Below are 25,907 nucleotides of genomic sequence, written 5' to 3'. Positions count from 1 at the left end.
GATCGCGAGCAGGCTCACTCCTACAATTGGATGCGTTCACCTGTAGGAGTGAGCCTGCTCGCGATGGGGCCCTCATGCTCACTGACTAAATCGGCCAGACAAAAAAATGCCCCGCACGTTGGCGGGGCATTTTTTTGTCTGCGATTGGACGCTTACAAGCCGTCGAGCATCGCTTTGTTGCGCACTGCGCCCTTGTCGGCGCTGGTCGCCAGCAAGGCGTAGGCCTTGAGGGCGGTGGTCACTTTGCGTGGGCGTTGTTCGACCGGTTTCCAGCCTTTCTTGTCCTGCTCGGCGCGGCGTGCCGCCAGTTCTTCGTCGCTGACCAACAGGTTGATCGAGCGGTTCGGAATGTCGATCAGCACTTTATCGCCATCCTGCACCAGACCGATCGCGCCGCCAGCGGCTGCTTCTGGCGAAGCGTGACCGATGGACAGGCCCGACGTGCCGCCAGAGAAACGGCCATCGGTCAGCAAGGCACAGGCTTTGCCCAGGCCTTTGGACTTCAGGTACGAAGTCGGGTAGAGCATTTCCTGCATGCCCGGGCCGCCTTTCGGGCCTTCGTAGCGAATGATGACGATGTCGCCTTCTTTCACTTCGTCGGCGAGGATGCCACGCACGGCGCTGTCCTGGCTTTCGAAGATCTTGGCGTTTCCTTCGAAGACGTGGATCGACTCATCGACGCCGGCGGTTTTCACCACGCAACCATCCTGCGCGATGTTGCCGTACAGCACGGCCAGGCCACCTTCTTTCGAGTAGGCGTGCTCGAAGCTGCGGATGCAGCCGTTTTCACGGTCGTCGTCCAGGGTTTCCCAGCGAGTCGACTGACTGAACGCAGTCTGCGTCGGAATGCCTGCCGGGCCGGCCTTGAAGAAATGATGCACAGCCTCGTCGCTGGTCTGGGTGATGTCCCACTTGGCGATGGCTTCTTCCATGCTGCGGCTGTGCACGGTCGGCAGGTCGGTGTGCAGCAGGCCGCCACGGGCCAGCGAACCGAGGATGCTGAAAATGCCGCCGGCGCGGTGCACGTCTTCCATGTGGTACTTCTGAATGTTCGGTGCCACCTTGCACAGCTGCGGAACGCTGCGCGAGAGGCGATCGATGTCGCGCAGGTCGAAATCGATCTCGGCTTCCTGGGCGGCGGCGAGCAAGTGCAGGATGGTGTTGGTCGACCCGCCCATGGCGATGTCGAGCATCATCGCGTTCTCGAACGCCTTGAAGTTGGCGATGTTGCGCGGCAACACCGACTCGTCGTTCTCGCCGTAGTAACGCTTGCACAGCTCGACGATGGTGCGGCCAGCCTGCAGGAACAACTGCTCGCGGTCGCTGTGGGTGGCGAGGGTCGAACCGTTGCCCGGCAAGGCCAGGCCCAGTGCTTCGGTCAGGCAGTTCATCGAGTTGGCGGTGAACATGCCGGAGCACGAACCGCACGTCGGGCAGGCGCTGCGCTCGTACTCGGCGACTTTCTCGTCAGAAGCGCTGGAGTCGGCGGCGATCACCATGGCGTCGACCAGATCGAGACCGTGGGAAGCGAGTTTGGTCTTGCCGGCTTCCATCGGGCCGCCGGAAACGAAGATCACCGGAATGTTGAGGCGCAAAGCTGCCATCAACATGCCTGGGGTGATCTTGTCGCAGTTGGAGATGCAGACGATGGCGTCGGCGCAGTGGGCGTTGACCATGTACTCGACGGAGTCGGCGATAATCTCGCGGCTCGGCAGCGAATAGAGCATGCCGTCGTGGCCCATGGCGATGCCGTCATCCACGGCAATGGTGTTGAATTCCTTTGCCACACCGCCGGCGCGTTCGATTTCTCGGGCGACCAGTTGGCCCAGATCCTTCAGGTGTACGTGGCCCGGGACGAACTGGGTGAACGAGTTGGCAATGGCGATGATCGGCTTTTTGAAGTCGTCATCCTTCATCCCCGTGGCGCGCCACAGTGCGCGGGCGCCGGCCATGTTGCGGCCGTGGGTGGATGTTTTGGAACGATAATCTGGCATGGAACACTCCGGGCGGCTAATCAGGTGCTAATCAGGTGCTAAAGGGGAGTGAGCTTCTATGGACCTCTGGAACATGCGGAAATAGCCGTGTGTTTCGGAAGCTGCCGATGACGTTGCGGGATCGCCGCTGGTCTCAGCCTGAGCTCATAAACCCGCCGGGGATGAATGGCGATGAATGAAGCGATTCTACACCGCTGGCGTCTGGAGGGAATGGCGCAACGTGCTGCGCCGTGCAGACGGTCGGTGTGGAATGACGACTGGCAGCTTCAATCGCCGTCGGACTGCGCCGAGGCTCCGGCAGCAAGATTGCTCGCACGCCGGCTGAGCCGGTGGTTAAGCAGCAGCGCTGTTGCGCTCAACAGCACGAAGCAGTAGCCCAGCGTCGCTTGCAGATTGCTCGGGTTGAGGCTGATCAGTGCGCTGATCAGACCGCCACAAATGAAGATGATCGTGCTGCCCGCCGAAGCCGAGGTACCGGCGTTTTCAGGGAACAGGCTCATGGCCCGCGATGTCGCGGCGGGGCGGGCGATGGTGGTGCCGGCGGTGCAGATCAGCATCGGGATCAGCACCGTGACCGGGGCCAGCGCATGCTCGGCGGCCAGATACAGCATTGCCAGCCCCGCCAGCAATATCAGGCCGAGCCCGGTGACTATCTGCTGCAACGGGGTGATGCGCCGGTTCAGCACGGCGGCAAGAATGCCGCCGACGACGTAGGCGGCACCGTACACCAGCAGGATCAAGGAGAAGTCATAGGGGGCGAGCTGCAATTGATCCATGAAGATCAACGGCGAGATCACGATGAAGGAAAAATGGCAGGCGAAGGCAAACGCCGAGATCAGCCAGTAACCGACAAATTCAAAGTCGCCCAATACGCGGCGATAGGAGCGGATGAAGCCGACCCGCGCATTGCTGTCGGCCGGACGGCTGTTTTGCAAAAACACCCAGGCCTTGACCAGCACCACGGCAGACAGTGCTGTGAACACCCAGAAGCTGCCGCGCCAGCCCAGCGTTGCCTGCAGGAAAGTGCCGGCCAGCGGCGACACCGAGATGAAAATTCCCGTAGCCGTGACCATCAGGATGCGCAGCCGGTCGCGCTCAGCCCCTTCGAACAGATCCTGCACCAACGCCTGGGACAGCACGAAGCATCCGCACCCCACTGCTTGCATGACCCGGAACATCAGGAACAGCGTAAAATCGCTGGTCATCACACAACCGACTGCGCCGAGCATCGACACGCTCATGCCCGCCAGCAGCAAGCCCTTGCGGCCTATAACGTCTGATAGCGGACCGATCAATAACTGGGCAAACGCGATGCCCACCGCAAACAGGCTGATCGACAGCGCGATGTCTGCCGGTGAACGGGCAAAGTGCGCCGCCAATGCCGGAAACGAGGGCAGCAGCACATCCAGCGGGAACACGCCAAGCAGCACCATCGTCAGCAACAAGCCCACCGCTGCGCGGCGCTGTCTGGCGGTTACCACGGATGTCGCGTTATCCATCGATCAGTCCTGCCCTGGCGAAAAGTGTCCGGTTATGGGCCAGTGCAAAAAAACCGGCCTTGCTCAGTGCATCCAGTGTGGCGACGGCACCTGATCGCGCTCGAGTACGGTTGGCTTGCACCGTGGCCATGCCGCTGACGACTTCCATCACGTCCACCTCGGCAATGCCTGCTCCACGCAGGCTCTGCTGCAGCCAGCGTTCGTCGGCCTCGAAAAAAATGCCGATGATTTCCAGCACGGTTCTGCTCACGAACGTGCGCTGACGGCTGAGCATCGACAGCCACAGGTAATGGAACACTTCGGCGAAATAACGACTGTGGCGGGCCTCATCGGTCAGATGGTCGCGCAGCATGTCGCTTACGCTGGATACCAGGCTGTCGCGACAAACGTCCAGCAGCTCGCGGGCGATGATGGTTTCCGAGACGAAGCCCAGCAGAAACCATGCCAGTGGTCGGTGCTTTTCCGGGGTGCGGGCGATCAAGGCATTGAGACGTGCGATGCGCTTCGGCAATACCGGACGTCCGCTGATGCCATAGAAGCCGGCGATCTGCTCAGCCAGCCGATTGGAGAACAACGCGTGGTAGCCCTCGTCGGTATAGAGCTGCAATGCCGCGTGTTTCATCGCCAGCGGAACGAAAACCGGCAGCTCACGGTGCACGATCACTTCCACGGCGCGATTGACGATGCGGTGTTCGAGCAGGGTGGTGTAATCGAGAAAGTGCACCAGGTGGTTGGCGGACAATCGGTGCTGCACGTCGCGCCCCGCCGCCTGGATCGCCGGGTGCGCCAGATAGGGAATGAAGGCCGGGGGGAACCAATGACGGGTTTGCAGTTGCAGGGCCACGTCCTCCGGTAACAGGTAGTCATGGGTGCTGCTGCGCACCGAGGCGCGGCTTTCCCAATCCTTGAGGGTGAACTTCAGTGCCCATGACACTGGCGCTTCATCCGGCTCGGCAGTCGTCAGGCTCATGCGTGGCCCTCGCTCAACAGTTCGTGCATCTCGTCGCACATCGCCTGGCCGGCACTGTGTCCACAGCCGACGAAGAACAGCGGTTGTTCGGCGCTGCCCTCAAGTGACAGCAGGGCTTCGACCTGCCGATCGGCAAACGCACCGGTTAGCCAGGTATTGAGGCCAAGCGCGGTGGCGACCAACTGGAAGGATTGCGACAGGTGACCGGCTTCGACGAAGGCCATGCGGTAGGCCCGTGAATGCTCATATTTCCACCAGAGCCGGTCGAAACGAGCAGTGATGAACACGCCAAGCGGCAGGTTGTTGATGAAATGCTGGCCAGCGAGCAACTGGCCCAGGGCGGGTTCTGGCAAGGGATTGACCGGGCTCAGTGAGTGCTCGGCGGGATGGTAGCTGTAGACGCCCGGCTCCAGGTCATCGACGTTCTGCACCAGCAGAAAGGCTTCGCAGGCATTCAGTCCGCCAGCGGAAGGGCTGCTTCGACGGGCGCCGAGTCCGTGGGCGATGCTGTCGTCGCGGTCATGCTCGCGTTCTTCGAGATAACCGAAAGATAGATAAAGCAGCGTACCGAGATCATCCAGCGTGACCGCTGCGCCTGTGTAGGTCCGACAGGTTTTGCGCTGCAGCAGGGCGTGCGTCAGGCTCTCGTCTTTCAAGGCGCGAGGCCGGGGCAAGGCAATGCGTCGCTCTGCCTCGCATCCCGGACGATCAGTCGTCGGTGGCGGTGCGGCGAGCACTTCATTGCAATGCGCCAGATAGTGACTGGCCCACTCTTGGATATCCTGAGGCGTATGTTCACACGGAATATTTTGTGTGCCGATATGATAAATCTTCGACAATTCGTCCCAGCCCCAGGATGAGTTGTCGAGTTTTGAAATAGTTAGAATGCCTGCGTTTAATAGTTCTGTGTCTATGATGTTTAGCGGGTCGAAGAGTTCAGAGTTGTCGATCAAGTGCGCCAGGCGAATTGTATGGTCGAGATCAAGTTCATGTTGGGTATGGTTTTTATAGTTCCATATGACTTGTCCGCAAGGGCGCGGCAATATGAAAAGATAGGGATTGATGTGCATGGGGGCGATTCACTCTGGGTAAATTCGAAAGGACGCCGGGTTGCCGGCACTCCCCGGCGTCCTGCCTTACTTAACGGGCTTTAGCGGCAACCAGAAAAGCCAGGTTTGCGAGCTTTTTACTTTCCAGAGAAATGCTTTTCATAATGTGAACTCCATGTTCATTGATAGTTGAAGTCACCTCGTGGTGACAACTTCATAATAGTTTGTAATGGATTATTGGCAAGCGGATATTGGGTAGGAAAAGTCCAGTAATTTTGTCAGAGCTGTCGTTGCGCTTAATTAAACTTGTAGGCAATGTTTCATTAGTTAGCGGGTGCAGAGAAACGTCCTGCATCACTGGAGGAAAGTAATTGTAGGAAGTTTGCAGAACAGGTCAAAAAACACACCAGGGCGGCGTGCAAAACAAACGGGGGAGCCTGCTGACTCCCCCGTTATCAGCAGGAATCAGCTGTTGGGCAGCAAGCGGCAGGTAATGCTCTTGATGTAGCGAGTTTCGGCGATGGCCGGGTGCACCGGATGGTCCGGACCCTGACCGCCACGCTCCAGCAACTGAATGTTGCGATCCAGGTGACGGGCGCTGGTCAGCAGAATGTTCTGCAGGTCGTCCTCGGGCAGGTGCATCGAGCACGACGCGCTGACCAGGATACCGTCCTTGTTGAGCAGGCGCATGGCTTGCTCGTTCAGGCGGCGGTAGGCGCCTTCACCGTTTTTCATGTCTTTCTTGCGCTTGATGAAGGCGGGCGGGTCGGCCACGATCACGTCGAAGCGCTCTTCGCTGGCTTTCAATTCTTTCAGGGCTTCGAAGACATCGCCTTCGATGCAGGTCATTTTGTCGGCGAAACCGTTCAGCGCCGCGTTACGCTCAACGCCGTCGAGGGCGAACGCCGAAGCGTCGACGCAGAACACTTCGCTGGCGCCGAACGCGGCCGCTTGCACACCCCACCCGCCGATGTAGCTGTAGAGGTCGAGGACGCGTTTGCCTTTGGCGTAAGGGGCGAGGCGGGCGCGGTTCATACGGTGGTCGTAGAACCAGCCGGTTTTCTGCCCCTGAATCACCGGCGCTTCGAATTTCACGCCGTTTTCTTCCAGCGCAACCCACTCCGGGACCAGACCGAACACGGTTTCGACGTAACGGTTGAGACCTTCGGCATCACGGGCGGCGGAGTCGTTCTTGAACAGAATGCCGCTTGGCTTGAGCACTTGGGTCAGGGCGGCGATCACGTCGTCCTTGTGCGCTTCCATGGTTGCCGAAGCGATCTGCACCACCAGAATGTCGCCAAAACGGTCGACCACCAGCCCCGGCAGCAGGTCGGAATCGCCGTAGACCAGGCGATAGAACGGCTTGTCGAACAAGCGCTCGCGCAGCGACAGCGCCACGTTCAAACGGTGCACCAGCAAGGATTTGTCCAGCGCAACTTTGATGTCGCGCGACAGCAGGCGGGCACAGATCAGGTTGTTCGGGCTCATCGCGACGATGCCCAGCGGCTTGCCACCCGCAGCTTCGAGGATGGCCTGATCGCCAGCATTGAATCCGTGCAGCGGGGTCGCGGCTACATCGATTTCGTTGCTGTAGACCCACAGATGACCGGCGCGCAGGCGACGGTCGGCGTTGGCTTTGAGGCGCAGGCTAGGCAGGGACATGACGTCGCTCCGGAAAAAAGAGCGGGAGTATAGCGTGTTGAGGTTTGCGCAGGGCCGGGGATGCGATGAAACGCTGATGACGCCTTCGCGAGCGGGCCCGCTCCCACATTGGTATTGCGAATACCTGTGGGAGCGAGCCTGCTCGCGAAAGCGATTTCAGCGCTTACGCCGCCAGTGCGTCAATCAGTGCCTGACTGAATGCCGGCACATCGTCTGGCTGGCGGCTGCTGATCAGGTTGCCGTCCTTGACCACTTCCTGATCGACCCAGTTGGCACCGGCGTTGACCAGATCGTCCTTGACGGTTTTATAGCTCGTCATGGTCTTGCCATTGACCAGTCCGGCGGAGATCAGCAGCCAGCTGCCATGGCAGATCACGGCAATCGGCTTGCCGGCCGAGGCGGCGGTCTTGACCAGATGCTGGGCATCCTGGTCGATACGGATGGTGTCGGAGTTCTGCACACCGCCCGGCAGCAGCACGGCATCGTATTGATCGATACCCACGGCCTGGAAGGTGTTGGTGACGGTAAAGTCGTCCGCCGGTTGGTCATGGTTCCAGCCTTTGACCGTTCCGGCCTCGGTGGAAAGGATATCGACCTGCACGCCAGCCTGCTCCAAAGCATCTTTGGGGCCGGTCATTTCAACCTGTTCGAAACCATCGGTGACCAAAATAGCGACGCGTTTGCCATTGAGGGAAGTTGCCATCGGTAAGCTCCTGAGTCTGTGGAGATTTTTCCTTCGCAATAGACCTTTCAGATCCTGTGCGCCCTACAGAGTCCGAAGCCTGGGCTTGAATGAAAGTTCCGGCGATGTGCCCGTCGGTGTGTCGCCCTGCGGTTTCAGCGGTTAGAATCGCCGCCTGTCCCAGAGTGTGTACTTATGTCCCAAGAGCTGACCACCGAACAGATTCAACAATCGCTGCAAGGCATCAGTGTGCCGGCGCAACCGCAGATCATGGTGGATCTGCAAATGGAGCAGTACATGCCCGACCCGGATCTGGAGGTGATCGCCAAGCTCATCTCCCAGGACCCGGGCCTGTCCGGCGCGCTGCTGAAGATCGTCAACTCTCCGTATTACGGCCTGAGCAACAAGATCACTTCGATCCAGCGTGCGGTGAACCTGCTGGGCAGCCGTTCGATCATCAACCTGATCAACGCGCAGTCGATCAAAGGCGAAATGAACGACGACACCATCGTCACCCTCAACCGCTTCTGGGACACCGCCCAGGACGTGGCGATGACCTGCCTGACCCTGGCCAAGCGCATCGGCACCCAGGCCGGCGACGAAGCCTATGCGTTGGGGCTGTTCCACGATTGCGGCGTGCCATTGATGCTGCAGCGCTTCCCCGATTACATGACCGTACTGGAAGAGGCCTACGCCAGCGCCAGCCCGGAATGCCGTGTGGTCGACACGGAAAACCGCGTGTTCAACACCAACCATGCCGTGGTTGGTTACTACACCGCGAAATCCTGGCGGTTGCCGGAGCATGTCAGCGCGGCCATCGCCAATCACCACAACGCTTTGGCGATTTTCAGCGACGAGTCGTCGAAGAACAGTCAGCTGAAGAACCTCCTGGCGATTCTGAAAATGGCCGAAAACATCTGCGCGTCGTATCGGGTGCTGGGCAACCAGACCGAAGACTTCGAGTGGAACGCCGTCGGCCCGCTGGTGCTCGATTACGTAGGCCTGTCGGACTACGACTTCGAAATCCTCAAGCAAACGATCCGCGACCTCGGCGCGCATTGAATCGAGGACAGCATGCCTGAACTGCCGGAAGTCGAAACCACCCGCCGTGGCATTGCCCCGCATCTGGAAGGCCAGCGCGTCAGCCGGGTGATCGTGCGGGATCGGCGGTTGCGCTGGCCGATCCCCGAAGACCTCGATGTGCGCCTGTCAGGGCAGCGCATCGTGCTGGTCGAGCGCCGCGCCAAATACCTGTTGATCAATGCCGAAGTCGGCACGCTGATCAGCCATCTGGGCATGTCGGGCAATCTGCGCCTGGTCGAAGCCGGGTTGCCGGCGCTCAAGCACGAGCACGTCGACATCGAACTGGAGTCGGGACTGGCGCTGCGCTACACCGATCCACGGCGTTTCGGTGCGATGTTGTGGAGCAGCGATCCGCTCAATCATGAATTGCTGATTCGCCTGGGGCCGGAGCCGTTGACCGATCTGTTCGACGGCGAGCGGTTGTTTCAGCTGTCACGCGGGCGGGCGATGGCGGTCAAGCCGTTCATCATGGACAACGCGGTGGTGGTCGGGGTCGGCAACATCTATGCGACCGAAGCGCTGTTCGCCGCCGGCATCGACCCGCGCCGAGCGGCCGGGGGGATTTCCCGAGGGCGCTATCTGAAGCTGGCAATCGAGATCAAGCGCATCCTCGCCGCAGCGATCGAGCGCGGCGGCACCACGCTGCGTGATTTCATCGGCGGCGACGGGCAGCCGGGGTATTTCCAGCAGGAGCTGTTTGTCTACGGCCGCGGCGGTGAACACTGCAAGGTCTGCGGCACTGGCCTGCGCGAGCTCAAGCTCGGCCAGCGCGCCAGCGTGTTCTGCCCGCGCTGCCAGACCTGAAAAAATCCTTGGGTCTATAGTGAGAAGTCTCACTGCTCAGCCCGAAGGATCGCGCCATGAAATGCCCGCAAGTCCTCTTCGTCACACTGCTGTTGTGTTCCAGTCTGGTCGCCCGGGCCTCGGAAAGCGGCAGCGGTGATCCGCGCTACACCATCCAGAACCCACCGGCCTACGCCATGCTCGGCGACCTGCTGATCGCCCGGCCGTTATTGGTCGTGGCGACGGTGATTGGTGCCGGCGCGTTTGTCGTGTCGTTGCCGTTCACCGCGCTGGGTGGCGGGGTCGGCGATGCGGGGCAGGCGCTGGTGGTGGACCCGGCGAAGGCGGCGTTTGTGCGCTGTCTGGGGTGTACGGGGGAGGGGTTTGAGCAGCGCGAGTGAGCTGATCAGATCAGATTTCAGCAGTGTGGCTGATGGCCCTATCGCCAGCAGGCTGGCTCCCACATTGGAATGCATTTCAAATGTGGGAGCCAGCCTGCTGGCGATGAAGACCTGACAGGCGCTGAAAAATCAGGCCTTGCCCGTGATCTTGCGGTACTTCTCCATCAACTGCTCTTCAGTCTCAGGATGCGCTTCGTCCAGCGGAATGCAATCCACCGGACAGACCTGCTGGCACTGCGGTTCGTCGTAGTGGCCGACGCACTGGGTGCACAGGTTGGGGTCGATCACGTAGATCTCCTCGCCCTGGGAAATGGCGGCGTTCGGGCACTCGGGTTCGCAGACGTCGCAGTTGATGCAATCGTCGGTGATGATCAGGGACATGCTAACTCCAGCCGGGGCGGCAGGCCCGGGCGCTATAAATCAATGCGCGCAATTGTGCCGCATTGGCGCCCGCAGTGCACGCGGGCGCCGTTTGAACGGTAGTTACTTTTTGAAGCGCAGGGTCAGCGCGTCGGCCACGGCCGGGTGGACGAACTTGCTGATATCGCCGCCCAGCGCGGCAATTTCGCGCACCAGCGTCGAGGAAATGAACGAATAACGTTCCGACGGCGTGAGAAACAGACTCTCCACATCCGGCGCCAGCTGACGGTTCATGTTGGCCAGCTGAAATTCGTATTCGAAGTCCGACACCGCGCGCAAACCACGCAGGAACACATTGGCGTTCTGCTCTTTGGCGAAATGCGCCAGTAGCGTCGAAAAGCCGACCACTTCCACGTTCGGCAAGTGCCGGGTGACTTCGCGCGCCAGTTCCACGCGTTGTTCCAGCGGGAACAGCGGGTTCTTTTTCGGGCTGGCGGCGACGGCAATGATCACATGGTCGAACAGGCGCGAGGCGCGTTCGACCAGATCGCCATGGCCCTTGGTAATAGGGTCGAAGGTACCTGGGTACAACACTCGGTTCATCGCGTCGTCCTGGCGGGAGTCCGTTGGGGAGTCGGATGGTATCGCAGCCTAACCGGTCGGCCAAGTCGCGTGTTTGGTAGGAAAGCACTATAGACGCCGGCAATCGTCGGTTTTTTCATGGGTTTCTCAGCCGATCGGCGAGGGACGTCGCCAGTTGCGCAGTCAGGCCATACACCGACAATTGCGGGTTGGCGCCAATGCTGGTGGGGAACAGCGAGCCGTCATGGATCGACAGGTTGGCCAATTGATGATGGCGCCCGAGGCTGTCGGTCACCGCGCTTTTGGCATCCTCGCCCATGGCGCAGCCGCCCATCACATGGGCGCTGCCCAGGCGCGTGCGATACAGCTCAAGGCTCAGGCCGTCGATCAGGCTGCGCGCTTCGCCCAAGGTTTTCACGTAGCGCGCGTCGGCGTGCATCGGCATGACGGATTTGGCACCACCGGCGAACTGGATTTCAGCCATGACGTGAAAGGCCCGGCGCAAACCGTCCCAGGCATAAGGCGAAACTTGATAGTCGAGCACCGGCGAACCGTCGCCGCGCAGCTCGACCGCGCCACCCACGCTGTCCGGATGAAAACCGTCACGCAGCAAGGCAAGCATGGCATGGGTGTGCGGCAGGTCGGCCATGTGCTGCGCATTTTCTTCACCGAAGCCGCCGAGCAACGTCGCCGCGAGCGCCGGGTGCAGTGGCGGCACTTCGAGTTTGAAGGCCATCGGCCCGGTGATGCCGTCCTTCCACTGGAAATGGTCGGAATAGATCGACTGTGGCGCACCGTAGAACGGGTTGATGACGTCGTCGAAGCGCGCGGCGGACATGTTCACCGGGTGCAGAAAGGTGCGTTTGCCAAGATTTTCGTGCGGGTCCGGCGCGTCCGAGCGCAGCAGCAGCGCCGGGCTGTTGATGCCGCCGCCAGCCAGCACGTAATGCCGCGCTTGCACAGTGATGCGACGGCCGGTCGGCTCGACGCAGCGCTCGTCCATGGCCACGCATTGCAAGCCGGTCACCTTGTCACCGCTGATCAGCAGTTTTTCCGCGCGCGCCAGATAGAGCAGCTCGCCACCCTTTTCCAGGGTCGCCGGGATGGTCGTGACCAGCATCGATTGCTTGGCGTTGGCCGGGCAGCCCATGCCGCAATAGCCGAGATTCCAGCAGCCGCGCACGTTGCGCGGGATCACATGCCAGCTGTAGCCGAGCTGTTCGCAGCCTTTGCGGATCACGTCGTTATTGGCGTTCGGCGGCACCAACCATGGCGCAACACCGAGGCGTTGCTCCATTTTTTCGAACCACGGTGCCATTTCGGCCGGGCTGTGGCCTTTCACGTTGTGTTCCCTGGCCCAGTGTTCGAGGGTCGGATCGGGTGTGCGAAAGCTCGAAGTCCAGTTGATCAGCGTCGTGCCGCCGACCGCCCGGCCTTGCAGAATGGTGATCGCACCGTCCTTGCTCATGCGCCCGATGCCTTCCTGATAAAGGCTGCTGTAGGCCTGGGCCTCAAGCAGTTTGAAGTCGGAGCTGGTTTTCAGCGGGCCTTCTTCGATCAGCAGGACTTTGTAACCGGCCGCGCTGAGGATTTCCGCAGTGGTACCGCCGCCAGCGCCGCTGCCAATGATCGCTACGTCGGCTTCAAGGGTCAGGTCGTCGGTCAGTTGCGAACCGTTGTAGGTTTTCCAGCCGCGGGCGAGGCCTTCGCGGAAAGGATCGGGTACGGGCATCGGTCGGGCTCTCTTTTATTATTTTTGGATGCAAGGTGTGGCGACTGGCCCCTTCGCGAGCAGGCTCGCTCCCACATTTGAAGTGCATTCCTTATGTGGGAGCGAGCCTGCTCGCGAAGGGAGCGGCGCGATTCTCAAACCGTGGGCGGGCCGGGATATCCGCAGTGCCCCCAGGATTCCGGGCGCGTGTACCACGCCATCATCACCATCTGTTGCAGCGAGCTATGGCCCATGCGCAACAGGCTCAACGAGCTGTTTTCCCAGCGCTCGAGGAAATGCCGCATGGCCGCAGGGCTGGCGTTTTCCCAACTGCCCCAGATGCCGGTGAGCGGCCCGCGCGTGACCGCCATGCCCAGCACGTCGAACAGTTGTCGGGTGAGCTTGAGCATTTCCGGCGACAGGTGATCGAGGCTGTAGTCCAGCGACTTGAGCGTGCCATCGACCGCAGTCGGCAGCTTCTCGGCCGCGACGGCGCCGTCGAGCATCACCGGAATCAGCGCGCGCAGAAACAGCAGATCGCCGTCGCGCAGTGAGATAAAACCGTTGGCCGCGATGCTCGCCGAGCAGCCACTGAGGCTGGCGCCGAGACCGGCGGTGGCGAGGAACGCTGTGGCGCCGAGGCTGAATTTAAGCAGGCCACGGCGCGACAGCGCGGGTGTTTCAGTCAGGCTTGGGTGCATTGTTTTTATTACCCGGCGGTGACCAGCGTTTAGCGAATGAACAGTTTTTGAATCAGCTTCTGCAGGGTTTTGCCGTAGGGCGGGTAGATCAGCCTGGCGGCGTTGAAACGCTGTTTGATCAGCACGCCTTTGGCTTTGCTGAACGTCAGGAAACCTTCGTGGCCGTGGTAATGACCCATGCCGGACGCACCGATGCCGCCGAACGGCATGTCGTCCTGCGCGACATGCAGCAGCGTGTCGTTGAGGCACACGCCGCCGGAATGGGTTTCATGCAGCACGCGCTGCTGTTCGCGTTTGTCGTAGCCAAAGTAGTAAAGAGCCAGAGGACGTGGGCGCTGATTGATGTAAGCAAATGCCTGCTGCAAATCCCGATACGGCACGATTGGCAGCAGTGGACCGAAGATTTCGTCCTGCATCACGGTCATGTCATCGCTGACATTCAGCAGCACGCTGTGCGGCATGCGTCGGCCCTGGCCCTGTTCGAACAGCGGAATCAGCAGCGCACCCTTGCTGGTCGCATCGCTGACGTAGCTGTTGAGACGCGCCAACTGACGGTCGTTGATGATCGCCGTGTAGTCCGGATTGTCGGCGAGCGTCGGGTAAAAACCTTGCACGGCCTGGCGGTAGGCTTCGACGAAAGCGCCGACGCGATCTTCCGGCACCAGCACGTAATCCGGGGCGACGCAGGTCTGCCCGGCGTTCAGGGTCTTGCCGAAGGCGATGCGCTCGGCGGCGTCCTTGAGCGGCACATCCTGCGAGACGATGGCCGGGGATTTGCCGCCCAGTTCGAGAGTCACCGGGGTGAGGTTTTCCGCCGCGGCGCGCATCACATGTTTGCCGATGCTGGTGGCGCCGGTGAACAGCAAGTGATCGAAGCGCAGGCGGGAAAACGCCACGCCGATATCGGCCTCGCCGAGCACCACGCAGACCAGGTCTTCGGGGAAAATTCGCGCCAGCAATTCCTTGAGCAGCAGCCCGGTGGACGGGGTCGACTCGCTGAGTTTGAGCATCACCCGATTGCCCGCCGCCAGCGCGCCGACCAGCGGGCCGACGGCCAGATACAACGGGTAATTCCACGGCACGATCACGCCGACCACGCCCAGCGGCTGATAGACCACTTTTGCCGAAGCCGGCTGAAACGCCACGCCGACCTTGCGCCGCGAGGCTTTCATCCAGCCTTTGAGATGACGGCTGGCGTAATGAATGCCGTGCAGGCTCGGCATCAGTTCGGCGAGCAGGGTTTCATCGGCGCTGCGATGACTGAAATCCGCGCTGATGGCGGCGATCAAGGCCTGCCGTTCGCTGCTGAGCAGATCCGCCAGTGCCTTGAGCCATTGCTGGCGCTGCGCCGCAGGCGGCATCGGATTGGCGGCGTAGGCGGAACGTTGCGCCTCGAACAACCGATCCAGCTCGGCCAGCGCGGGCTGCAGCGTTTGCAGATAGGCAATATCGGCAGTCATGGTCTGCTCCGGATTTTATTGTAGTGACGAGCTTTTTAGAGTCTATGCTCTAGAAAGTCAAATGACTTCCATGCACCGCAGTGTTTTATCCATTTCCGGTTAGGTCGTAAGATGCCTCCACACGCACTCTGAATTAAAGCTCAAGCCATGGCCCCACGAATAAAAACCAGCGAGCGTATCGTGCTCAACAGCCTCGAACTGTTCAATCAGCAGGGCGAGCGCAGTATCAGCACCAACCACATTGCCGCCCACATGGAGATTTCTCCGGGCAACCTGTACTACCACTTCCCCAACAAGCAGGCGATCATCGCCGTGCTGTTCAGTGAGTACGAAAGCCTGGTCGACAGCTTCCTGCGCCCGCCGCAGGGGCGGGCAGCGACGGTCGAAGACAAGCGTTTCTATCTCAAGGAACTGCTCTCGGCGATGTGGCGCTACCGTTTTCTGCACCGCGACCTCGAACACCTGCTCGACAGCGATCCGGAGCTGGCCGCGCGTTACCGGCGCTTTTCCCAGCGCTGCGTGATTCAAGGCGCAGCGATCTACGAAGGTTTCGTCGCCGCCGGCATTCTCGACATGGACCGCGTGCAGATCGAATCGCTGACCCTCAACGCCTGGATCATCCTGACCTCGTGGGTACGGTTCCTGTGCACCACCCGGGAAAACTCCAACCACCTCAGCGAACAAGCCATCAAGCGTGGCGTGTATCAGGTGCTGGTGCTGGAAGCCGGGTTTGTCACCGAGCAGGCGCGCGACGAGGTCAATGCGCTGTTCGAAGAGTTCTACGTGCCGCTGGCCCAAGCCCTCGAAGACGTCAAATAAGCCTTTTGTGTTGATACCCAGGAGCCCGTTATGCCGATTGCGCAACTGATCAGCCCCGTCGCACTGGACGCCCGCAAGGCGCAGCCGGGGTTGGTGATCCTCGATTGTCGTTTCGCCCTCGAAGACCCGGACTACGGTCAGCGCAGCTACGCCGAAGGGCACATCGCCGGGGCAAGCTTCGCCGATCTCGAACGGGACCTGAGCGGCAAAGTCATCAAGGGCGTGAGCGGCCGTCATCCGCTGCCCGAGCCGGCGGCGCTGATCGAGCGCCTGCAAGGGTGGGGCATCAGCAATGACAGCGACGTGGTCCTCTACGACGACGGCCCGGGGGCCTACGCGGCACGGGCGTGGTGGTTGCTGGCGTGGCTGGGCAAGCGCGACGGCGTGTTCATTCTCGACGGCGGGCTCAAAGCCTGGCATGCGGCGGGGCTGCCGCTGAGTCTGGATCCGCCGACCATCGCCCGCGGCCATTTCAGTGGACAGCCAGACATGAGCCTGCTGCTCAGCGCCGAGCAATTGCAGCAGCGCCTGGGTCAACCGTCATTGACCTTGATCGATGCCCGCGCGCTGCCGCGCTTCAAAGGCGAAGTGGAACCGATTGATCCGGTCGCCGGGCACATCCCCGGTGCGCAGTGCGCGGCGTTCACGGAGAACCTCGGCAGCGACGGGCGCTTTCTGCCGGCAGATCAGCTCAAGCAGCGTTTTGCGGCGAAACTGGGCGATCGCTCGCCGTCGGAGTTGGTTGCCTACTGCGGCTCGGGGGTGACGGCGTGTCATAACCTGTTCGCCCTGTGCCTGGCCGGTTATCCGGTGGGTGCTCTGTATGCCGGGTCGTGGAGCGAGTGGATCAACGAACCCTCGCGAGGCATTGCCACGGGCGAATAAACAACGCGTACCCCTGTAGGAGTGAGCCTGCTCGCGATGGCGCCCTGTCAGTCACTTCATCTTTAACTGACACACCGCCATCGCGAGCAGGCTCACTCCTACAGGGGCCGTGTGCGCAACCACTGCGGAATCCGTCGCTCCAGGTAGTAACCCGGCATGCGAACCGAGCCATCGACAAAACCGACATGCCCGCCGCGCGGCTGCAGCTCGAAGTGCGTGCAAGCCGACAGCTCATCGGCCTGCGGCAGACTGTGCGGGAATACGAACGGATCGTCCGCCGCCTGGATGATCAGGGTCGGCGTGCGAATCTCGCCGAGAAAATAGCGACTCGAGGCGCGGCGATAGTAATCCTCGGCGTCGTCGAAACCATGCAGTGGTGCGGTCACGCGGCCGTCGAAATCCCAAAACGTGCGCATGTTTTCCAGCGAACCAAGCGCCGCCAGTTTCGCCAGGCCATCCTCGCGACCGTCATGCTGAAACTGCCGCTGCTTGTTCTTGATGTAAGCGACCATCTCGCGCATGAAGTGCGCCTGATAAACCTTGGAGAAACCCTGGCCGATACGGTCGGCGCACTGATCGAGGCGGAATGGCACCGAGACCGCCACCGCGCCCTGCAGGCCACTGGCGCTGCCGCTCTCGCCCAGATGCTTGAGCAGAACGTTGCCACCGAGCGAGTAGCCGACAGCAAACAACGGCGCCAGCGGGCGTTTCGCATGCAAGTGTTTGATGGTCTCGGCCAGATCTTCGCTGGCGCCGGAATGGTAGCTGCGCGGCAGCAGGTTCGGTTCGCCCGAACAGCCACGCCAGTTCAGCGCAACGCTGGCCCAGCCCTGATCAGCCAGGGCCTTTTGGATGCCGGCCACGTAAGGCGAGTTGGAAGAGCCGGTCAACCCGTGCAACACCAGCACCAACGGCGCCTCGGCGCTGTGCGGGCCGTGCCAGTCGAGGTCAAGAAAATCGCCGTCTTCCAGCCATAGGCGCTCACGCTCGCGCTCGATGTGCACGGTTTTGCGCCACAGCGGGCCCCACAAAGTCTGCAAGTGCGGATTTCCGAGGCCGAAGGCGGGGACGAAGCGTTCAGACGAAGGGGGCACGATGGTTCTCGATGTGCGTAGGACAAGGGAGCAGGCTCCCTTGTCACAGGTTGTCGCTCGCTACAGGTCAGGCGTCGATGTGCGTCGAACGCTGCCACAGCGCGTAGTAGACCCGACCGGACTTTTGTTCGCGGTGCAGGCGCCAGTTGCCCGGCAGGCCGAGGGTCGACGGCGCGGTTTCGCTTTCAGTGTAGATCCACGAATCGGCCGCCAGCCACTGCCGCTCTTCCAGCAGCGTGCACACCGCCGGCAGCAGGTTCTGGTTGAACGGCGGATCGAGGAATACCAGATCGAACGGCGTAGCGGTCTGGGTTTCCAGATAGCGCAAGGCGTCGGCGGTCTGCACCTGGCCGTTGGTGCAGCGCAGAGTGCCGAGGTGTTCCTTAAGGCTGGACACGGCGATGTTGCTCGCGTCCAGTGCCTGGCCCATCGCCGCGCCACGGGACAGCGCTTCGAGAAACAGCGCGCCGCTGCCGGCGAACGGGTCGAGCACCTTGGCCCCTTCAACGTACGGCGCCAGCCAGTTGAACAGGGTTTCACGTACGCGGTCCGGCGTCGGGCGCAGGCCCGGCGCGTCGGGGAAGCTCAGCTTGCGGCTGCGCCATTGGCCGCCAATGATGCGCAACTGGTTCACACCGTTGTGGACGTTATGCGCAGGTTTTTTTGGGGAACGAGTCGCCATTAATGCTCCGGAACCCCGAGCGGTTGCTCGGCAGGTTTATCAGATGGGGCCGGTAACGGCTTTTGCGGCACGGTCGGGCCAGCGGTGACGATGACCATTTTGTCCGTGCTCAGGTGTTTGTTCAGCGCGTCGCGCACTTGCTCGACGGTCAGGCTCTGCGACTGACGCATGAAATCGTCGAGATAACTCAGCGGCAGATTATAGAAGCCCATCGCCCCGAGCTGGCCGACGATATCGGCATTGCTCGCAGTGGACAGTGGGAAGCTGCCGGCCAGTTCGCGTTTGGCGTCGTCGAGCTCTTTTTGCGTTGGCCCGGTTTTCAGGTAATCGGCAAGTACGTCCTGCACCAGCTTCAGGGTGCCTTCGCTCATTTCCGCGCGGGTCTGCAGGTTGATCATGAACGGGCCGCGGGCCTGCATCGGGCTGAATGCCGAGTACACGCCGTAGGTCAGGCCACGTTTCTCGCGCACTTCACTCATCAGGCGCGTGCCGAAACCGCCACCACCAAGGATCTGGTTGCCCATCGACAGCGCAGCGTAATCCGGGTCGTCGCGGTCGATGCCCAGTTGCGCGAGCATCAGGTTGGTTTGCTTCGACGGGAACTCGATGTGATTGACGCTGGCTTTCGGCTCCTGTGGTGCTGCGATTTTCGCCAGCGCCGGGCCTTTTGGCAGTGCGCCGGACACTTGATTGGCAATCGCCTCGGCTTCGGCGCGCGACAAGTCACCGACCAGCGCAATCACCGCGTTACCGGCGGCGTAAGCCTTGGCGTGGAAATCACGCAGCTGCGCCAGGGTGATCTTCGGCACGCTTTGCGCGTTGCCGTCGCTTGAATGCGCGTACGGGTGATCGCCGTACAAGCGTTTCATCAGCTCGAGGCTGGCGAGTTTGCCGGGGTTCTGTTTCTGGTATTCGAAACCGGCCAGCATCTGGTTCTTGATGCGCGCGAAGGAGTCGGCGGGGAAGGTCGGTTTGCCAACCACTTCGGCAAACAGCTTCAGCGCCGGTTCACGTTTGTCGGCCGCGCTCAGACTGCGCAACGAAGCGAGCGCCATGTCCTTGAACGCGCCGTTGCCGAAATCCGCACCGAGGCCTTCAAAACCCTGCGCGATGGCGCCGACATCTTTGCCGGCCACACCTTCGTTGAGCATCGCGTTGGCCAACACCGCCAGCCCCGCTGCGTTGCCGTCCTGACTGCTGCCGGCGGCGAAGATCAGACGCATGTCGAACATCGGCAACTCGTGGGCTTCGACGAACAGCACCTTGGCGCCTTCGGCGGTGCTCCAGGTCTGTACGTCAAGCTTGCGGCTGGCCGGTGCCTTGCCGTCGAGTTCGGCCAGCGATTGCAGTTTCTGCGTGGACTTGGCGTTATCCAGCGCTTCGCTGGCATGGCTGTCAGCGCTTGGCGACAGATAAACCGCCGCCGAGCCGATCACCGCGACAGCGATCAGGCCAAGCAGCATCAGGCGTGGGGCTTTGCGCTCACTCATGAGTCGTCTCCAAAGGCAGGACGTGGGCGACGCTGAGACGTTCGCGGGTGAAATACTTTTTCGCGGCGTTCTGGATATCTTGCGGGGTCACGCTTTCCAGGTCGGCCAGCTCGGTGTCCATCAGCTTCCACGACAGACCGACCGTTTCCAGTTGGCCGATGGCGGTGGCCTGACTGGTGATCGAATCACGTTCGAAGACCAGACCGGCAATCACCTGCGCACGCACGCGCTCCAGCTCTGCGGCCGACGGCGCGGTGGTTTTCAGTTGCTCCAGCAGTTTCCACAACCCGGCCTCCGCCTGAGCGATGGTCTTTTTCTTTTGCGTGTTCGGAGTGGCGGACAGGGTGAACAGGCTGTCGCCACGGGTATAGGCGTCATAGTCCGAGGAGCCGCCGGACACCAGTTCTTCACCACGTTCGAGCTGTGTCGGAATACGACCGCTGTAGCCACCATCGAGCAGTGCCGAGATCAGGCGCAGGGCGTTGACCGAGCGCTTGTCTTCAGCGGTGGCGATGCTGGGTACGTTGAAGCCGAGCATCAGGCTCGGCAGCTGGGTTTGCACGCGCAGGGTGATCTGGCGCTCGCCCGGTTCAGCCAGTTCCAGCGGCTTTTTCGCCGGGGGCACGTCGCGCTTGGCGATCGGGCCGAAATAGCGCTGGGCGAGGTTTTTCACCTCGTCCGGGGTGACGTCGCCGACCACCACCAGCGTGGCATTATTCGGCACGTACCAGGACTGATACCAGTGGCGCAGCTCTTCGACCTTCATGCGGTCGAGGTCAGCCATCCAGCCGATGGTCGGCGTGTGATAGCCGCTCGCCGGGTAGGCCATTGCCTTGTAACGCTCGTAAGCCTTGGACATCGGCTTGTCATCGGTGCGCAGCCGACGCTCCTCCTTGATGACTTCGATTTCCTTGGCGAATTCGTCGGCCGGCAGGCGCAGGTTGGCCATGCGGTCGGCTTCCAACTCGAAGGCCACGCCCAGACGATCACGGGCCAGCACCTGGTAGTACGCGGTGAAGTCGTCACTGGTGAAGGCATTCTCTTCGGCGCCCAGATCCCGCAGGATCAGCGAGGCTTCGCCGGGGCCGACTTTCTCGCTGCCCTTGAACATCATGTGCTCGAGGGCGTGAGACAGACCGGTCTGGCCCGGGGTTTCGTAGCTGGAGCCGACCTTGTACCAGATCTGCGAAACCACCACCGGCGCGCGATGGTCTTCGCGCACAACGACCTTGAGGCCGTTGTCGAGGATGAATTCGTGGGTCGGTTGCGGGTCGGCCGCCAGGGCCGAAAGGGGCAGGCAGACTGTGCAAAGCAGCAGGCCTGCAGCGCGGCGGGCTAGAGCATTCATTCGTTTTTTAACCTGTTGGGCTGCCTGCCTGGTCTTAGCCTAGGCGGGCGAGGAGGTGCTAGGATACTGATCCGTTTTACCGGCGACCACGTCTATCAGGCTTCGAACGCTGATTGGGCTGTATGGGTTCATGGCAGAAGGCTGCGTTTTATAGACCAGAGTGCGCTTTTTCGCCGTTTTTTACCGGTTTAACCCTTCGTTAAAACGATCCTTGAGGTGCCTTTGGCGCCTCGACAAAATGTTGCGCGTGAACAAGCTGGGTGAAACACAGTCTGTTCTGCATCGAATATTTATTTGCCGGGGCGCCTTGTTGGCGCGTCGCTACCGTGAGATAGCCGTCCTCCATGTTTGGTTCCAACGACGACAAGAAGAGCCCAGCTGCGGCTGGCGAGAAGAAAAGCCTGTTCGGATGGCTGCGGAAAAAACCGCAGGAACCCGTCGTCGAACAGCCGCCCGCAATTCCTGAGCCTGCAGCGCCAGTTATAGAAGAAGAGCCGGCGCCGATTGTGCTGCCGATCACTGAACCCGTGCTGCAACCGGAGGCTGAAGCCGAACCTGAAGCGCCGGCCGCTGCCGAACTGCCGCTGACGCCGACCGCCGAGCCGTGGCTGACCTTGCCGGTGGCAGAAGAACCGGTGGCCTTCGTTGAAGAGGCAGCGCCGCATGTGACGCCGGCGATTCCGGAAGTGGCGGGGGCGCCTGCTGTCGAGCCCGAGCCGGTGGTGGAAGCGGTCATCGAGCCGGCGCCGGTTGTTCCTGCGCCAGTGGCTCCGGTCGTGCAAGCGCCCGAGCCAGCACCTGAACCTGCTCCTGCTCCAGTGCCTGCGTCGGTTGTCGCTGCGCCAGTCGTGCCGGATGAAGCGCCTGCCGAACCCCCTGTAGAAGCCCCGCGCACCGAAGAAACCAAAGCCGGTTTCTTCGCCCGCCTCAAGCAAGGCCTGTCCAAGACCAGCGCGAGCATCGGCGAGGGCATGGCCAGCCTGTTCCTCGGCCGCAAAACCATCGATGACGATTTGCTCGACGACCTCGAAACCCGTCTGCTTACCGCCGACGTCGGTGTCGAAGCCACCACGCAGATCATCCAGCGCCTGACCCAGAAGGTTGCGCGCAAAGAGCTGGCCGACGCCGATGCGCTGTACAAGTCGCTGCAGGCCGAACTGGCCGCCATGCTCAAGCCGGTCGAACAACCGCTGAAGATCGCCTCGCAGAACAAGCCGTTCGTGATTCTGGTGGTCGGCGTCAACGGCGCCGGCAAAACCACTACCATCGGCAAACTGGCGAAGAAGCTGCAACTGGAAGGCAAGAAAGTCATGCTCGCCGCCGGTGACACCTTCCGTGCCGCGGCAGTCGAGCAATTGCAGGTCTGGGGCGAGCGCAACAAGATTCCGGTGATTGCCCAGCACACCGGTGCCGATTCGGCGTCGGTGATCTTCGACGCCGTGCAGGCCGCCAAGGCCCGTGGCATCGATGTGTTGATCGCTGACACCGCCGGTCGTCTGCACACCAAAGACAACCTGATGGAAGAGCTGAAAAAGGTTCGCCGGGTGATTGGCAAACTCGACGCCGACGCGCCGCACGAAGTGCTGCTGGTGCTCGACGCCGGCACCGGGCAGAACGCGATCAACCAGGCCAAGCAATTCAACCAGACCGTCGAACTGACCGGCCTGGCCCTGACCAAACTCGATGGCACAGCCAAGGGTGGGGTGATCTTCGCCCTGGCCAAGCAGTTCGGTCTGCCGATCCGCTACATCGGCGTCGGCGAAGGCATTGATGACTTGCGTACTTTTGAAGCCGAACCCTTTGTCCAGGCATTGTTTGCCGAGCGGGAGCGTTCATGATTCGTTTCGAACAGGTCGGTAAACGCTACCCGAACGGTCACGTCGGCTTGCATGAGCTGAGCTTTCGAGTGCGTCGTGGCGAGTTCTTGTTTGTCACCGGCCACTCTGGTGCCGGTAAATCCACGCTGTTGCGCCTGTTGCTGGCGATGGAGCGGCCGACCAGTGGCAAACTGCTGCTCGCCGGGCAGGACCTGAGCACCATCAGCAACGCGCAGATTCCGTTTCTGCGCCGGCAGATCGGCGTGGTGTTCCAGAATCACCAGTTGCTGTTTGATCGCACGGTGTTCAACAACGTCGCCTTGCCGTTGCAGATCCTCGGCCTGTCCAAGGCCGAAATCGCCAAGCGCGTCGATTCGGCGCTGGAGCGCGTAGCGCTGTCGGATAAAACCGATCTGTACCCGGGCGACCTGTCCACCGGTCAACAACAGCGCGTCGGCATCGCCCGCGCCATCGTCCATCGCCCGGCCTTGCTGCTGGCGGACGAACCGACCGGTAACCTCGACCCGCGTCTGGCGGCGGAAATCATGGGTGTGTTCGAAGACATCAACCGTCTGGGCACCAGCGTGCTGATCGCCAGTCACGACCTGGCACTGATCGCGCGCATGCGTCACCGCATGCTCACACTGCAACGCGGCCGCTTGATTGGCGACGGGGAGGCCGGAGTATGAGTGCGACACGCAGCCCGAAGGTTTCCGAACGTGTGGCGCCGAAAGCCGCCGATCCGCAGCCGCCGAAAAAGAAAAAACACGACGATGATGACGGCCCGGACTTCGCCACGCTGTTCCGCGCCTGGATTGAAAGTCATCGTGCCAGCCTGCTCGACAGCCTGCGCCGCCTCGGCAAACAGCCGATCGGCAGCTTTTTCACCTGCATGGTGATGGCCGTGGCGTTGAGCTTGCCGATGGGCTTGTCGCTGCTGCTGAACAATGTCGAACGTCTCGGCGGTTCGTGGCAGCGCGCGGCGCAGATCTCTTTGTACCTGCAACTCGATGCGACGCCAGAGCAGGGCGAGTCGTTGCGCGAGCAGATCAAAGGCATGCCCGGCGTCGCTGATGCTGAATATGTCGGCCGCGATCAGGCGCTCGAGGAATTCCAGCAGCAGTCCGGCCTCGGCGAAGCCCTGCGCGAACTGCCCGAGAACCCTTTGCCCGGTGTGGTGCTGGTGACACCGAACGAAGTCGACAAGCCGACACTCGAAGCATTAAGACAAAAACTTTCCGAGTTGCCCAAGGTACAACAGGCGCAACTTGATCTAGTCTGGGTCGAGCGTCTGGCCGCCATCCTCAAGCTGGGCGATCGGTTTGTCTTCGGTCTGACGGTGCTGCTGGTTTCTGCATTACTTTTGGTGATAGGCAATACCATTCGTCTTCATATTGAAAACCGCCGCACCGAGATAGAAGTGATTAAACTCGTCGGCGGCACTGACAGTTATGTAAGGCGTCCCTTCCTTTATATGGGCGCGTTGTATGGCTTCGGTGCAGGGCTGTTGTCCTGGGGTGTATTGGCGTTCGGCCTGAACTGGCTGAACGATGCGGTGGTCGGACTGGCCGGCTTGTACGGCAGTGATTTCGCCCTGGCCGGTGTGCCAGTGGCGGACGGTTTGTCGCTCTTGCTTGGCGCGGTGCTGTTGGGTTATATCGGTGCATGGATTGCAGTCGCACGTCATCTCAGGGAGCTGGCGCCGAAGTAGAATCTTTTTTGCGCGTGATTGACCTTGCGGTTTTTATGGGAACTTGTACCTGAGTTCCCGGTCAATTTTTCGCAGTGCCGAGAGGCACGAGTATGTAAGTGGGAGGTTTTTTCGCATGACCAATTCTTTGCAACCTGCGTACGCGTTGGTTCCGGGTGCGAACCTGGAAGCCTATGTGCACACCGTGAACAGCATTCCATTGCTGACGCCGGAGCAGGAGCGTGAACTGGCCGAGAGTCTCTACTATGAGCAGGATCTGGGGGCGGCTCGGCAGATGGTGCTCGCCCACCTGCGATTTGTCGTACACATTGCCCGTAGCTATTCCGGCTACGGTCTGGCTCAGGCTGACCTGATCCAGGAAGGTAACGTCGGCCTGATGAAGGCCGTGAAGCGCTTCAACCCGGAAATGGGTGTGCGTCTGGTGTCGTTCGCCGTGCACTGGATCAAGGCGGAAATTCATGAGTTCATCCTGCGCAACTGGCGCATTGTGAAAGTCGCGACCACCAAGGCCCAGCGCAAGCTGTTCTTCAACCTGCGCAGCCAGAAGAAGCGTCTGGCGTGGCTGAACAACGAGGAAGTCCACCGTGTGGCGGAAAGCCTCGGCGTCGAACCGCGCGAAGTGCGCGAGATGGAAAGTCGCCTGACCGGCCATGACATGGCCTTCGACCCGGCCGCGGAAGCGGACGACGACAGCGCTTTCCAGTCGCCGGCCAATTACCTGGAAGACCACCGGTACGACCCGGCGCGTCAGCTGGAAGATGCCGACTGGAGCGACAACTCCAACAGCAACCTGCACGAAGCGCTGGAAGTGCTGGACGAACGCAGCCGCGACATCCTCTACCAGCGCTGGCTGGCCGAAGAAAAAGCCACGCTGCACGACCTGGCGCAGAAGTACAACGTGTCGGCCGAGCGGATTCGTCAGCTTGAGAAAAGTGCGATGAACAAGCTCAAATTGTCGATCGCCGCTTAACCGGCGCCCCCGGCGAACAAAAACGCCCCGATCAGCGATGATCGGGGCGTTTTTTATTCGCATATTTCAGGGCGGCATCAATCCTTGTGGGAGCTGGCTTGCCAGCGATGGCGTCCTTTCAGTCATGTAGATGTTGGCTGAACTACTGCTATCG

General features: G+C 61.2%; 24 protein-coding genes. 9 read left to right on the top strand and 15 right to left on the bottom strand.

All coding sequences use genetic code 11. The features are described from left to right. Positions 1-152: 152 nt before the first annotated feature. The 6 genes from ilvD to ACYYKW_RS02685 all read right to left on the bottom strand — a co-directional run bounded on the left by ilvD (position 153) and on the right by ACYYKW_RS02685 (position 7,877). A complete protein-coding gene (gene ilvD / locus ACYYKW_RS02710) occupies positions 153-1,994 on the bottom strand; it encodes a dihydroxy-acid dehydratase (RefSeq protein WP_090287208.1) in 1,842 nt (613 codons plus the stop codon). A gap of 266 nt (positions 1,995-2,260) precedes the next feature. Next, positions 2,261-3,493 carry an MFS transporter gene (locus ACYYKW_RS02705; protein ID WP_464989346.1) on the bottom strand — a complete coding sequence of 411 codons (1,233 nt, stop codon included), beginning with the start codon at positions 3,491-3,493 and terminating at the stop codon, positions 2,261-2,263. Beyond that, positions 3,486-4,463 carry a diiron oxygenase gene (locus ACYYKW_RS02700; protein ID WP_464989345.1) on the bottom strand — a complete coding sequence of 326 codons (978 nt, stop codon included), beginning with the start codon at positions 4,461-4,463 and terminating at the stop codon, positions 3,486-3,488. The genes ACYYKW_RS02705 and ACYYKW_RS02700 overlap by 8 nt, the downstream gene beginning before the upstream one ends. Continuing rightward, a complete protein-coding gene (locus ACYYKW_RS02695; protein WP_464989344.1) occupies positions 4,460-5,533 on the bottom strand; it encodes a SagB family peptide dehydrogenase in 1,074 nt (357 codons plus the stop codon). The genes ACYYKW_RS02700 and ACYYKW_RS02695 overlap by 4 nt, the downstream gene beginning before the upstream one ends. Positions 5,534-5,977: 444 nt before the next feature. Next, positions 5,978-7,174, bottom strand: coding sequence for a class I SAM-dependent rRNA methyltransferase (locus ACYYKW_RS02690; protein WP_093429813.1), 1,197 nt, complete (start codon positions 7,172-7,174; stop codon positions 5,978-5,980). A gap of 163 nt (positions 7,175-7,337) precedes the next feature. Further along, entirely contained in the window at positions 7,338-7,877 is a 540-nt protein-coding gene (locus ACYYKW_RS02685) for a type 1 glutamine amidotransferase domain-containing protein (RefSeq protein ID WP_464989343.1), read from the bottom strand. A 228-nt stretch (positions 7,878-8,105) separates the two neighbouring features. On the opposite strand from ACYYKW_RS02685, the gene ACYYKW_RS02680 reads away from it, so the two are divergent. Genes ACYYKW_RS02680 through ACYYKW_RS02670 form a run of 3 tightly spaced genes read left to right on the top strand, consistent with a single transcriptional unit; the run spans position 8,106 to position 10,123 of the window. Then, positions 8,106-8,918: an HDOD domain-containing protein gene (locus ACYYKW_RS02680; protein WP_464989357.1), complete on the top strand. Its 813-nt coding sequence runs from the start codon at positions 8,106-8,108 to the stop codon at positions 8,916-8,918. 12 nt (positions 8,919-8,930) lie between these two features. Then, positions 8,931-9,743, top strand: coding sequence for a bifunctional DNA-formamidopyrimidine glycosylase/DNA-(apurinic or apyrimidinic site) lyase (mutM, locus tag ACYYKW_RS02675; RefSeq protein ID WP_464989342.1), 813 nt, complete (start codon positions 8,931-8,933; stop codon positions 9,741-9,743). Between the two features lie 56 nt (positions 9,744-9,799). Then, the gene (locus ACYYKW_RS02670) at positions 9,800-10,123 is read left to right on the top strand and encodes a multidrug transporter (RefSeq protein WP_090287190.1); all 324 of its coding nucleotides are present in this window, start codon (positions 9,800-9,802) and stop codon (positions 10,121-10,123) included. A 129-nt stretch (positions 10,124-10,252) separates the two neighbouring features. Here the strand turns inward: ACYYKW_RS02670 and ACYYKW_RS02665 are convergent, their stop codons facing one another. The 5 genes from ACYYKW_RS02665 to ACYYKW_RS02645 all read right to left on the bottom strand — a co-directional run bounded on the left by ACYYKW_RS02665 (position 10,253) and on the right by ACYYKW_RS02645 (position 14,937). After that, positions 10,253-10,504, bottom strand: a complete 252-nt coding sequence (locus ACYYKW_RS02665) for a YfhL family 4Fe-4S dicluster ferredoxin (RefSeq protein ID WP_003195146.1) — start codon at positions 10,502-10,504, stop codon at positions 10,253-10,255. A gap of 102 nt (positions 10,505-10,606) precedes the next feature. After that, positions 10,607-11,086 carry a pantetheine-phosphate adenylyltransferase gene (gene coaD / locus ACYYKW_RS02660; protein ID WP_042606545.1) on the bottom strand — a complete coding sequence of 160 codons (480 nt, stop codon included), beginning with the start codon at positions 11,084-11,086 and terminating at the stop codon, positions 10,607-10,609. A 115-nt stretch (positions 11,087-11,201) separates the two neighbouring features. Beyond that, positions 11,202-12,797 (bottom strand): GMC family oxidoreductase, encoded by a 1,596-nt coding sequence (locus tag ACYYKW_RS02655; protein ID WP_464989341.1) that lies wholly within the window; start codon positions 12,795-12,797, stop codon positions 11,202-11,204. 134 nt (positions 12,798-12,931) lie between these two features. Continuing rightward, a complete protein-coding gene (locus ACYYKW_RS02650; protein ID WP_093097417.1) occupies positions 12,932-13,477 on the bottom strand; it encodes a twin-arginine translocation pathway signal protein in 546 nt (181 codons plus the stop codon). Between the two features lie 29 nt (positions 13,478-13,506). Continuing rightward, positions 13,507-14,937: a coniferyl aldehyde dehydrogenase gene (locus ACYYKW_RS02645; protein ID WP_464989340.1), complete on the bottom strand. Its 1,431-nt coding sequence runs from the start codon at positions 14,935-14,937 to the stop codon at positions 13,507-13,509. A gap of 147 nt (positions 14,938-15,084) precedes the next feature. On the opposite strand from ACYYKW_RS02645, the gene ACYYKW_RS02640 reads away from it, so the two are divergent. Both ACYYKW_RS02640 and ACYYKW_RS02635 read left to right on the top strand, forming a co-directional pair. Then, complete coding sequence (locus tag ACYYKW_RS02640; RefSeq protein WP_007913599.1) at positions 15,085-15,756, top strand: TetR/AcrR family transcriptional regulator; 672 nt, start codon at positions 15,085-15,087, stop codon at positions 15,754-15,756. 30 nt (positions 15,757-15,786) lie between these two features. Then, positions 15,787-16,641, top strand: a complete 855-nt coding sequence (locus ACYYKW_RS02635; RefSeq protein WP_464989339.1) for a sulfurtransferase — start codon at positions 15,787-15,789, stop codon at positions 16,639-16,641. A 98-nt stretch (positions 16,642-16,739) separates the two neighbouring features. Here ACYYKW_RS02635 and ACYYKW_RS02630 read toward each other — a convergent pair whose 3' ends face one another. The 4 genes from ACYYKW_RS02630 to ACYYKW_RS02615 form a co-directional block, all read right to left on the bottom strand. Continuing rightward, a complete protein-coding gene (locus tag ACYYKW_RS02630; RefSeq protein WP_464989338.1) occupies positions 16,740-17,735 on the bottom strand; it encodes a hydrolase in 996 nt (331 codons plus the stop codon). A 67-nt stretch (positions 17,736-17,802) separates the two neighbouring features. Then, on the bottom strand, positions 17,803-18,417 hold the full coding sequence (gene rsmD, locus ACYYKW_RS02625; protein WP_090287180.1) for a 16S rRNA (guanine(966)-N(2))-methyltransferase RsmD: 615 nt from the start codon (positions 18,415-18,417) through the stop codon (positions 17,803-17,805). Further along, positions 18,417-19,907 (bottom strand): M16 family metallopeptidase, encoded by a 1,491-nt coding sequence (locus ACYYKW_RS02620; protein ID WP_464989337.1) that lies wholly within the window; start codon positions 19,905-19,907, stop codon positions 18,417-18,419. The genes rsmD and ACYYKW_RS02620 overlap by 1 nt, the downstream gene beginning before the upstream one ends. Further along, a complete protein-coding gene (locus tag ACYYKW_RS02615; protein ID WP_093097431.1) occupies positions 19,900-21,255 on the bottom strand; it encodes a M16 family metallopeptidase in 1,356 nt (451 codons plus the stop codon). The genes ACYYKW_RS02620 and ACYYKW_RS02615 overlap by 8 nt, the downstream gene beginning before the upstream one ends. 344 nt (positions 21,256-21,599) lie before the next feature. Here ACYYKW_RS02615 and ftsY point away from each other — a divergent pair, with 344 nt between their 5' ends. The 4 genes from ftsY (at position 21,600) to rpoH (ending at position 25,753) form a co-directional block, all read left to right on the top strand. Then, complete coding sequence (gene ftsY / locus ACYYKW_RS02610; RefSeq protein WP_464989336.1) at positions 21,600-23,093, top strand: signal recognition particle-docking protein FtsY; 1,494 nt, start codon at positions 21,600-21,602, stop codon at positions 23,091-23,093. Continuing rightward, positions 23,090-23,761, top strand: a complete 672-nt coding sequence (gene ftsE, locus ACYYKW_RS02605) for a cell division ATP-binding protein FtsE (protein ID WP_003229148.1) — start codon at positions 23,090-23,092, stop codon at positions 23,759-23,761. Before ftsY ends, ftsE begins: the two co-directional genes overlap by 4 nt. Further along, positions 23,758-24,783 carry a permease-like cell division protein FtsX gene (gene ftsX, locus ACYYKW_RS02600; RefSeq protein ID WP_093097439.1) on the top strand — a complete coding sequence of 342 codons (1,026 nt, stop codon included), beginning with the start codon at positions 23,758-23,760 and terminating at the stop codon, positions 24,781-24,783. The genes ftsE and ftsX overlap by 4 nt, the downstream gene beginning before the upstream one ends. 115 nt (positions 24,784-24,898) lie before the next feature. Next, the gene (gene rpoH, locus ACYYKW_RS02595; protein ID WP_007913617.1) at positions 24,899-25,753 is read left to right on the top strand and encodes an RNA polymerase sigma factor RpoH; all 855 of its coding nucleotides are present in this window, start codon (positions 24,899-24,901) and stop codon (positions 25,751-25,753) included. Positions 25,754-25,907: the final 154 nt, after the last annotated feature.

The organism is Pseudomonas sp. 15C, assembly GCF_055484735.1.
This window is presented reverse-complemented; position numbering and strand designations above follow the sequence as displayed.

Coding starts and splice junctions, on each gene's coding strand:
- ACYYKW_RS02655 (WP_464989341.1), bottom strand. CDS start 12,797: ATGCCCGTACCCGATCCTTTCCGCGAAGGCCTCGCCCGCGGCTGGAAA.
- ACYYKW_RS02690 (WP_093429813.1), bottom strand. CDS start 7,174: ATGTCCCTGCCTAGCCTGCGCCTCAAAGCCAACGCCGACCGTCGCCTG.
- ACYYKW_RS02635 (WP_464989339.1), top strand. CDS start 15,787: ATGCCGATTGCGCAACTGATCAGCCCCGTCGCACTGGACGCCCGCAAG.
- ftsE (WP_003229148.1), top strand. CDS start 23,090: ATGATTCGTTTCGAACAGGTCGGTAAACGCTACCCGAACGGTCACGTC.
- mutM (WP_464989342.1), top strand. CDS start 8,931: ATGCCTGAACTGCCGGAAGTCGAAACCACCCGCCGTGGCATTGCCCCG.
- ACYYKW_RS02620 (WP_464989337.1), bottom strand. CDS start 19,907: ATGAGTGAGCGCAAAGCCCCACGCCTGATGCTGCTTGGCCTGATCGCT.
- ACYYKW_RS02640 (WP_007913599.1), top strand. CDS start 15,085: ATGGCCCCACGAATAAAAACCAGCGAGCGTATCGTGCTCAACAGCCTC.
- rpoH (WP_007913617.1), top strand. CDS start 24,899: ATGACCAATTCTTTGCAACCTGCGTACGCGTTGGTTCCGGGTGCGAAC.
- ACYYKW_RS02700 (WP_464989345.1), bottom strand. CDS start 4,463: ATGAGCCTGACGACTGCCGAGCCGGATGAAGCGCCAGTGTCATGGGCA.
- ACYYKW_RS02670 (WP_090287190.1), top strand. CDS start 9,800: ATGAAATGCCCGCAAGTCCTCTTCGTCACACTGCTGTTGTGTTCCAGT.
- ACYYKW_RS02650 (WP_093097417.1), bottom strand. CDS start 13,477: ATGCACCCAAGCCTGACTGAAACACCCGCGCTGTCGCGCCGTGGCCTG.
- ftsY (WP_464989336.1), top strand. CDS start 21,600: ATGTTTGGTTCCAACGACGACAAGAAGAGCCCAGCTGCGGCTGGCGAG.
- ACYYKW_RS02665 (WP_003195146.1), bottom strand. CDS start 10,504: ATGTCCCTGATCATCACCGACGATTGCATCAACTGCGACGTCTGCGAA.
- ACYYKW_RS02645 (WP_464989340.1), bottom strand. CDS start 14,937: ATGACTGCCGATATTGCCTATCTGCAAACGCTGCAGCCCGCGCTGGCC.
- ftsX (WP_093097439.1), top strand. CDS start 23,758: ATGAGTGCGACACGCAGCCCGAAGGTTTCCGAACGTGTGGCGCCGAAA.
- coaD (WP_042606545.1), bottom strand. CDS start 11,086: ATGAACCGAGTGTTGTACCCAGGTACCTTCGACCCTATTACCAAGGGC.
- ilvD (WP_090287208.1), bottom strand. CDS start 1,994: ATGCCAGATTATCGTTCCAAAACATCCACCCACGGCCGCAACATGGCC.
- ACYYKW_RS02695 (WP_464989344.1), bottom strand. CDS start 5,533: ATGCACATCAATCCCTATCTTTTCATATTGCCGCGCCCTTGCGGACAA.
- rsmD (WP_090287180.1), bottom strand. CDS start 18,417: ATGGCGACTCGTTCCCCAAAAAAACCTGCGCATAACGTCCACAACGGT.
- ACYYKW_RS02685 (WP_464989343.1), bottom strand. CDS start 7,877: ATGGCAACTTCCCTCAATGGCAAACGCGTCGCTATTTTGGTCACCGAT.
- ACYYKW_RS02615 (WP_093097431.1), bottom strand. CDS start 21,255: ATGAATGCTCTAGCCCGCCGCGCTGCAGGCCTGCTGCTTTGCACAGTC.
- ACYYKW_RS02705 (WP_464989346.1), bottom strand. CDS start 3,493: ATGGATAACGCGACATCCGTGGTAACCGCCAGACAGCGCCGCGCAGCG.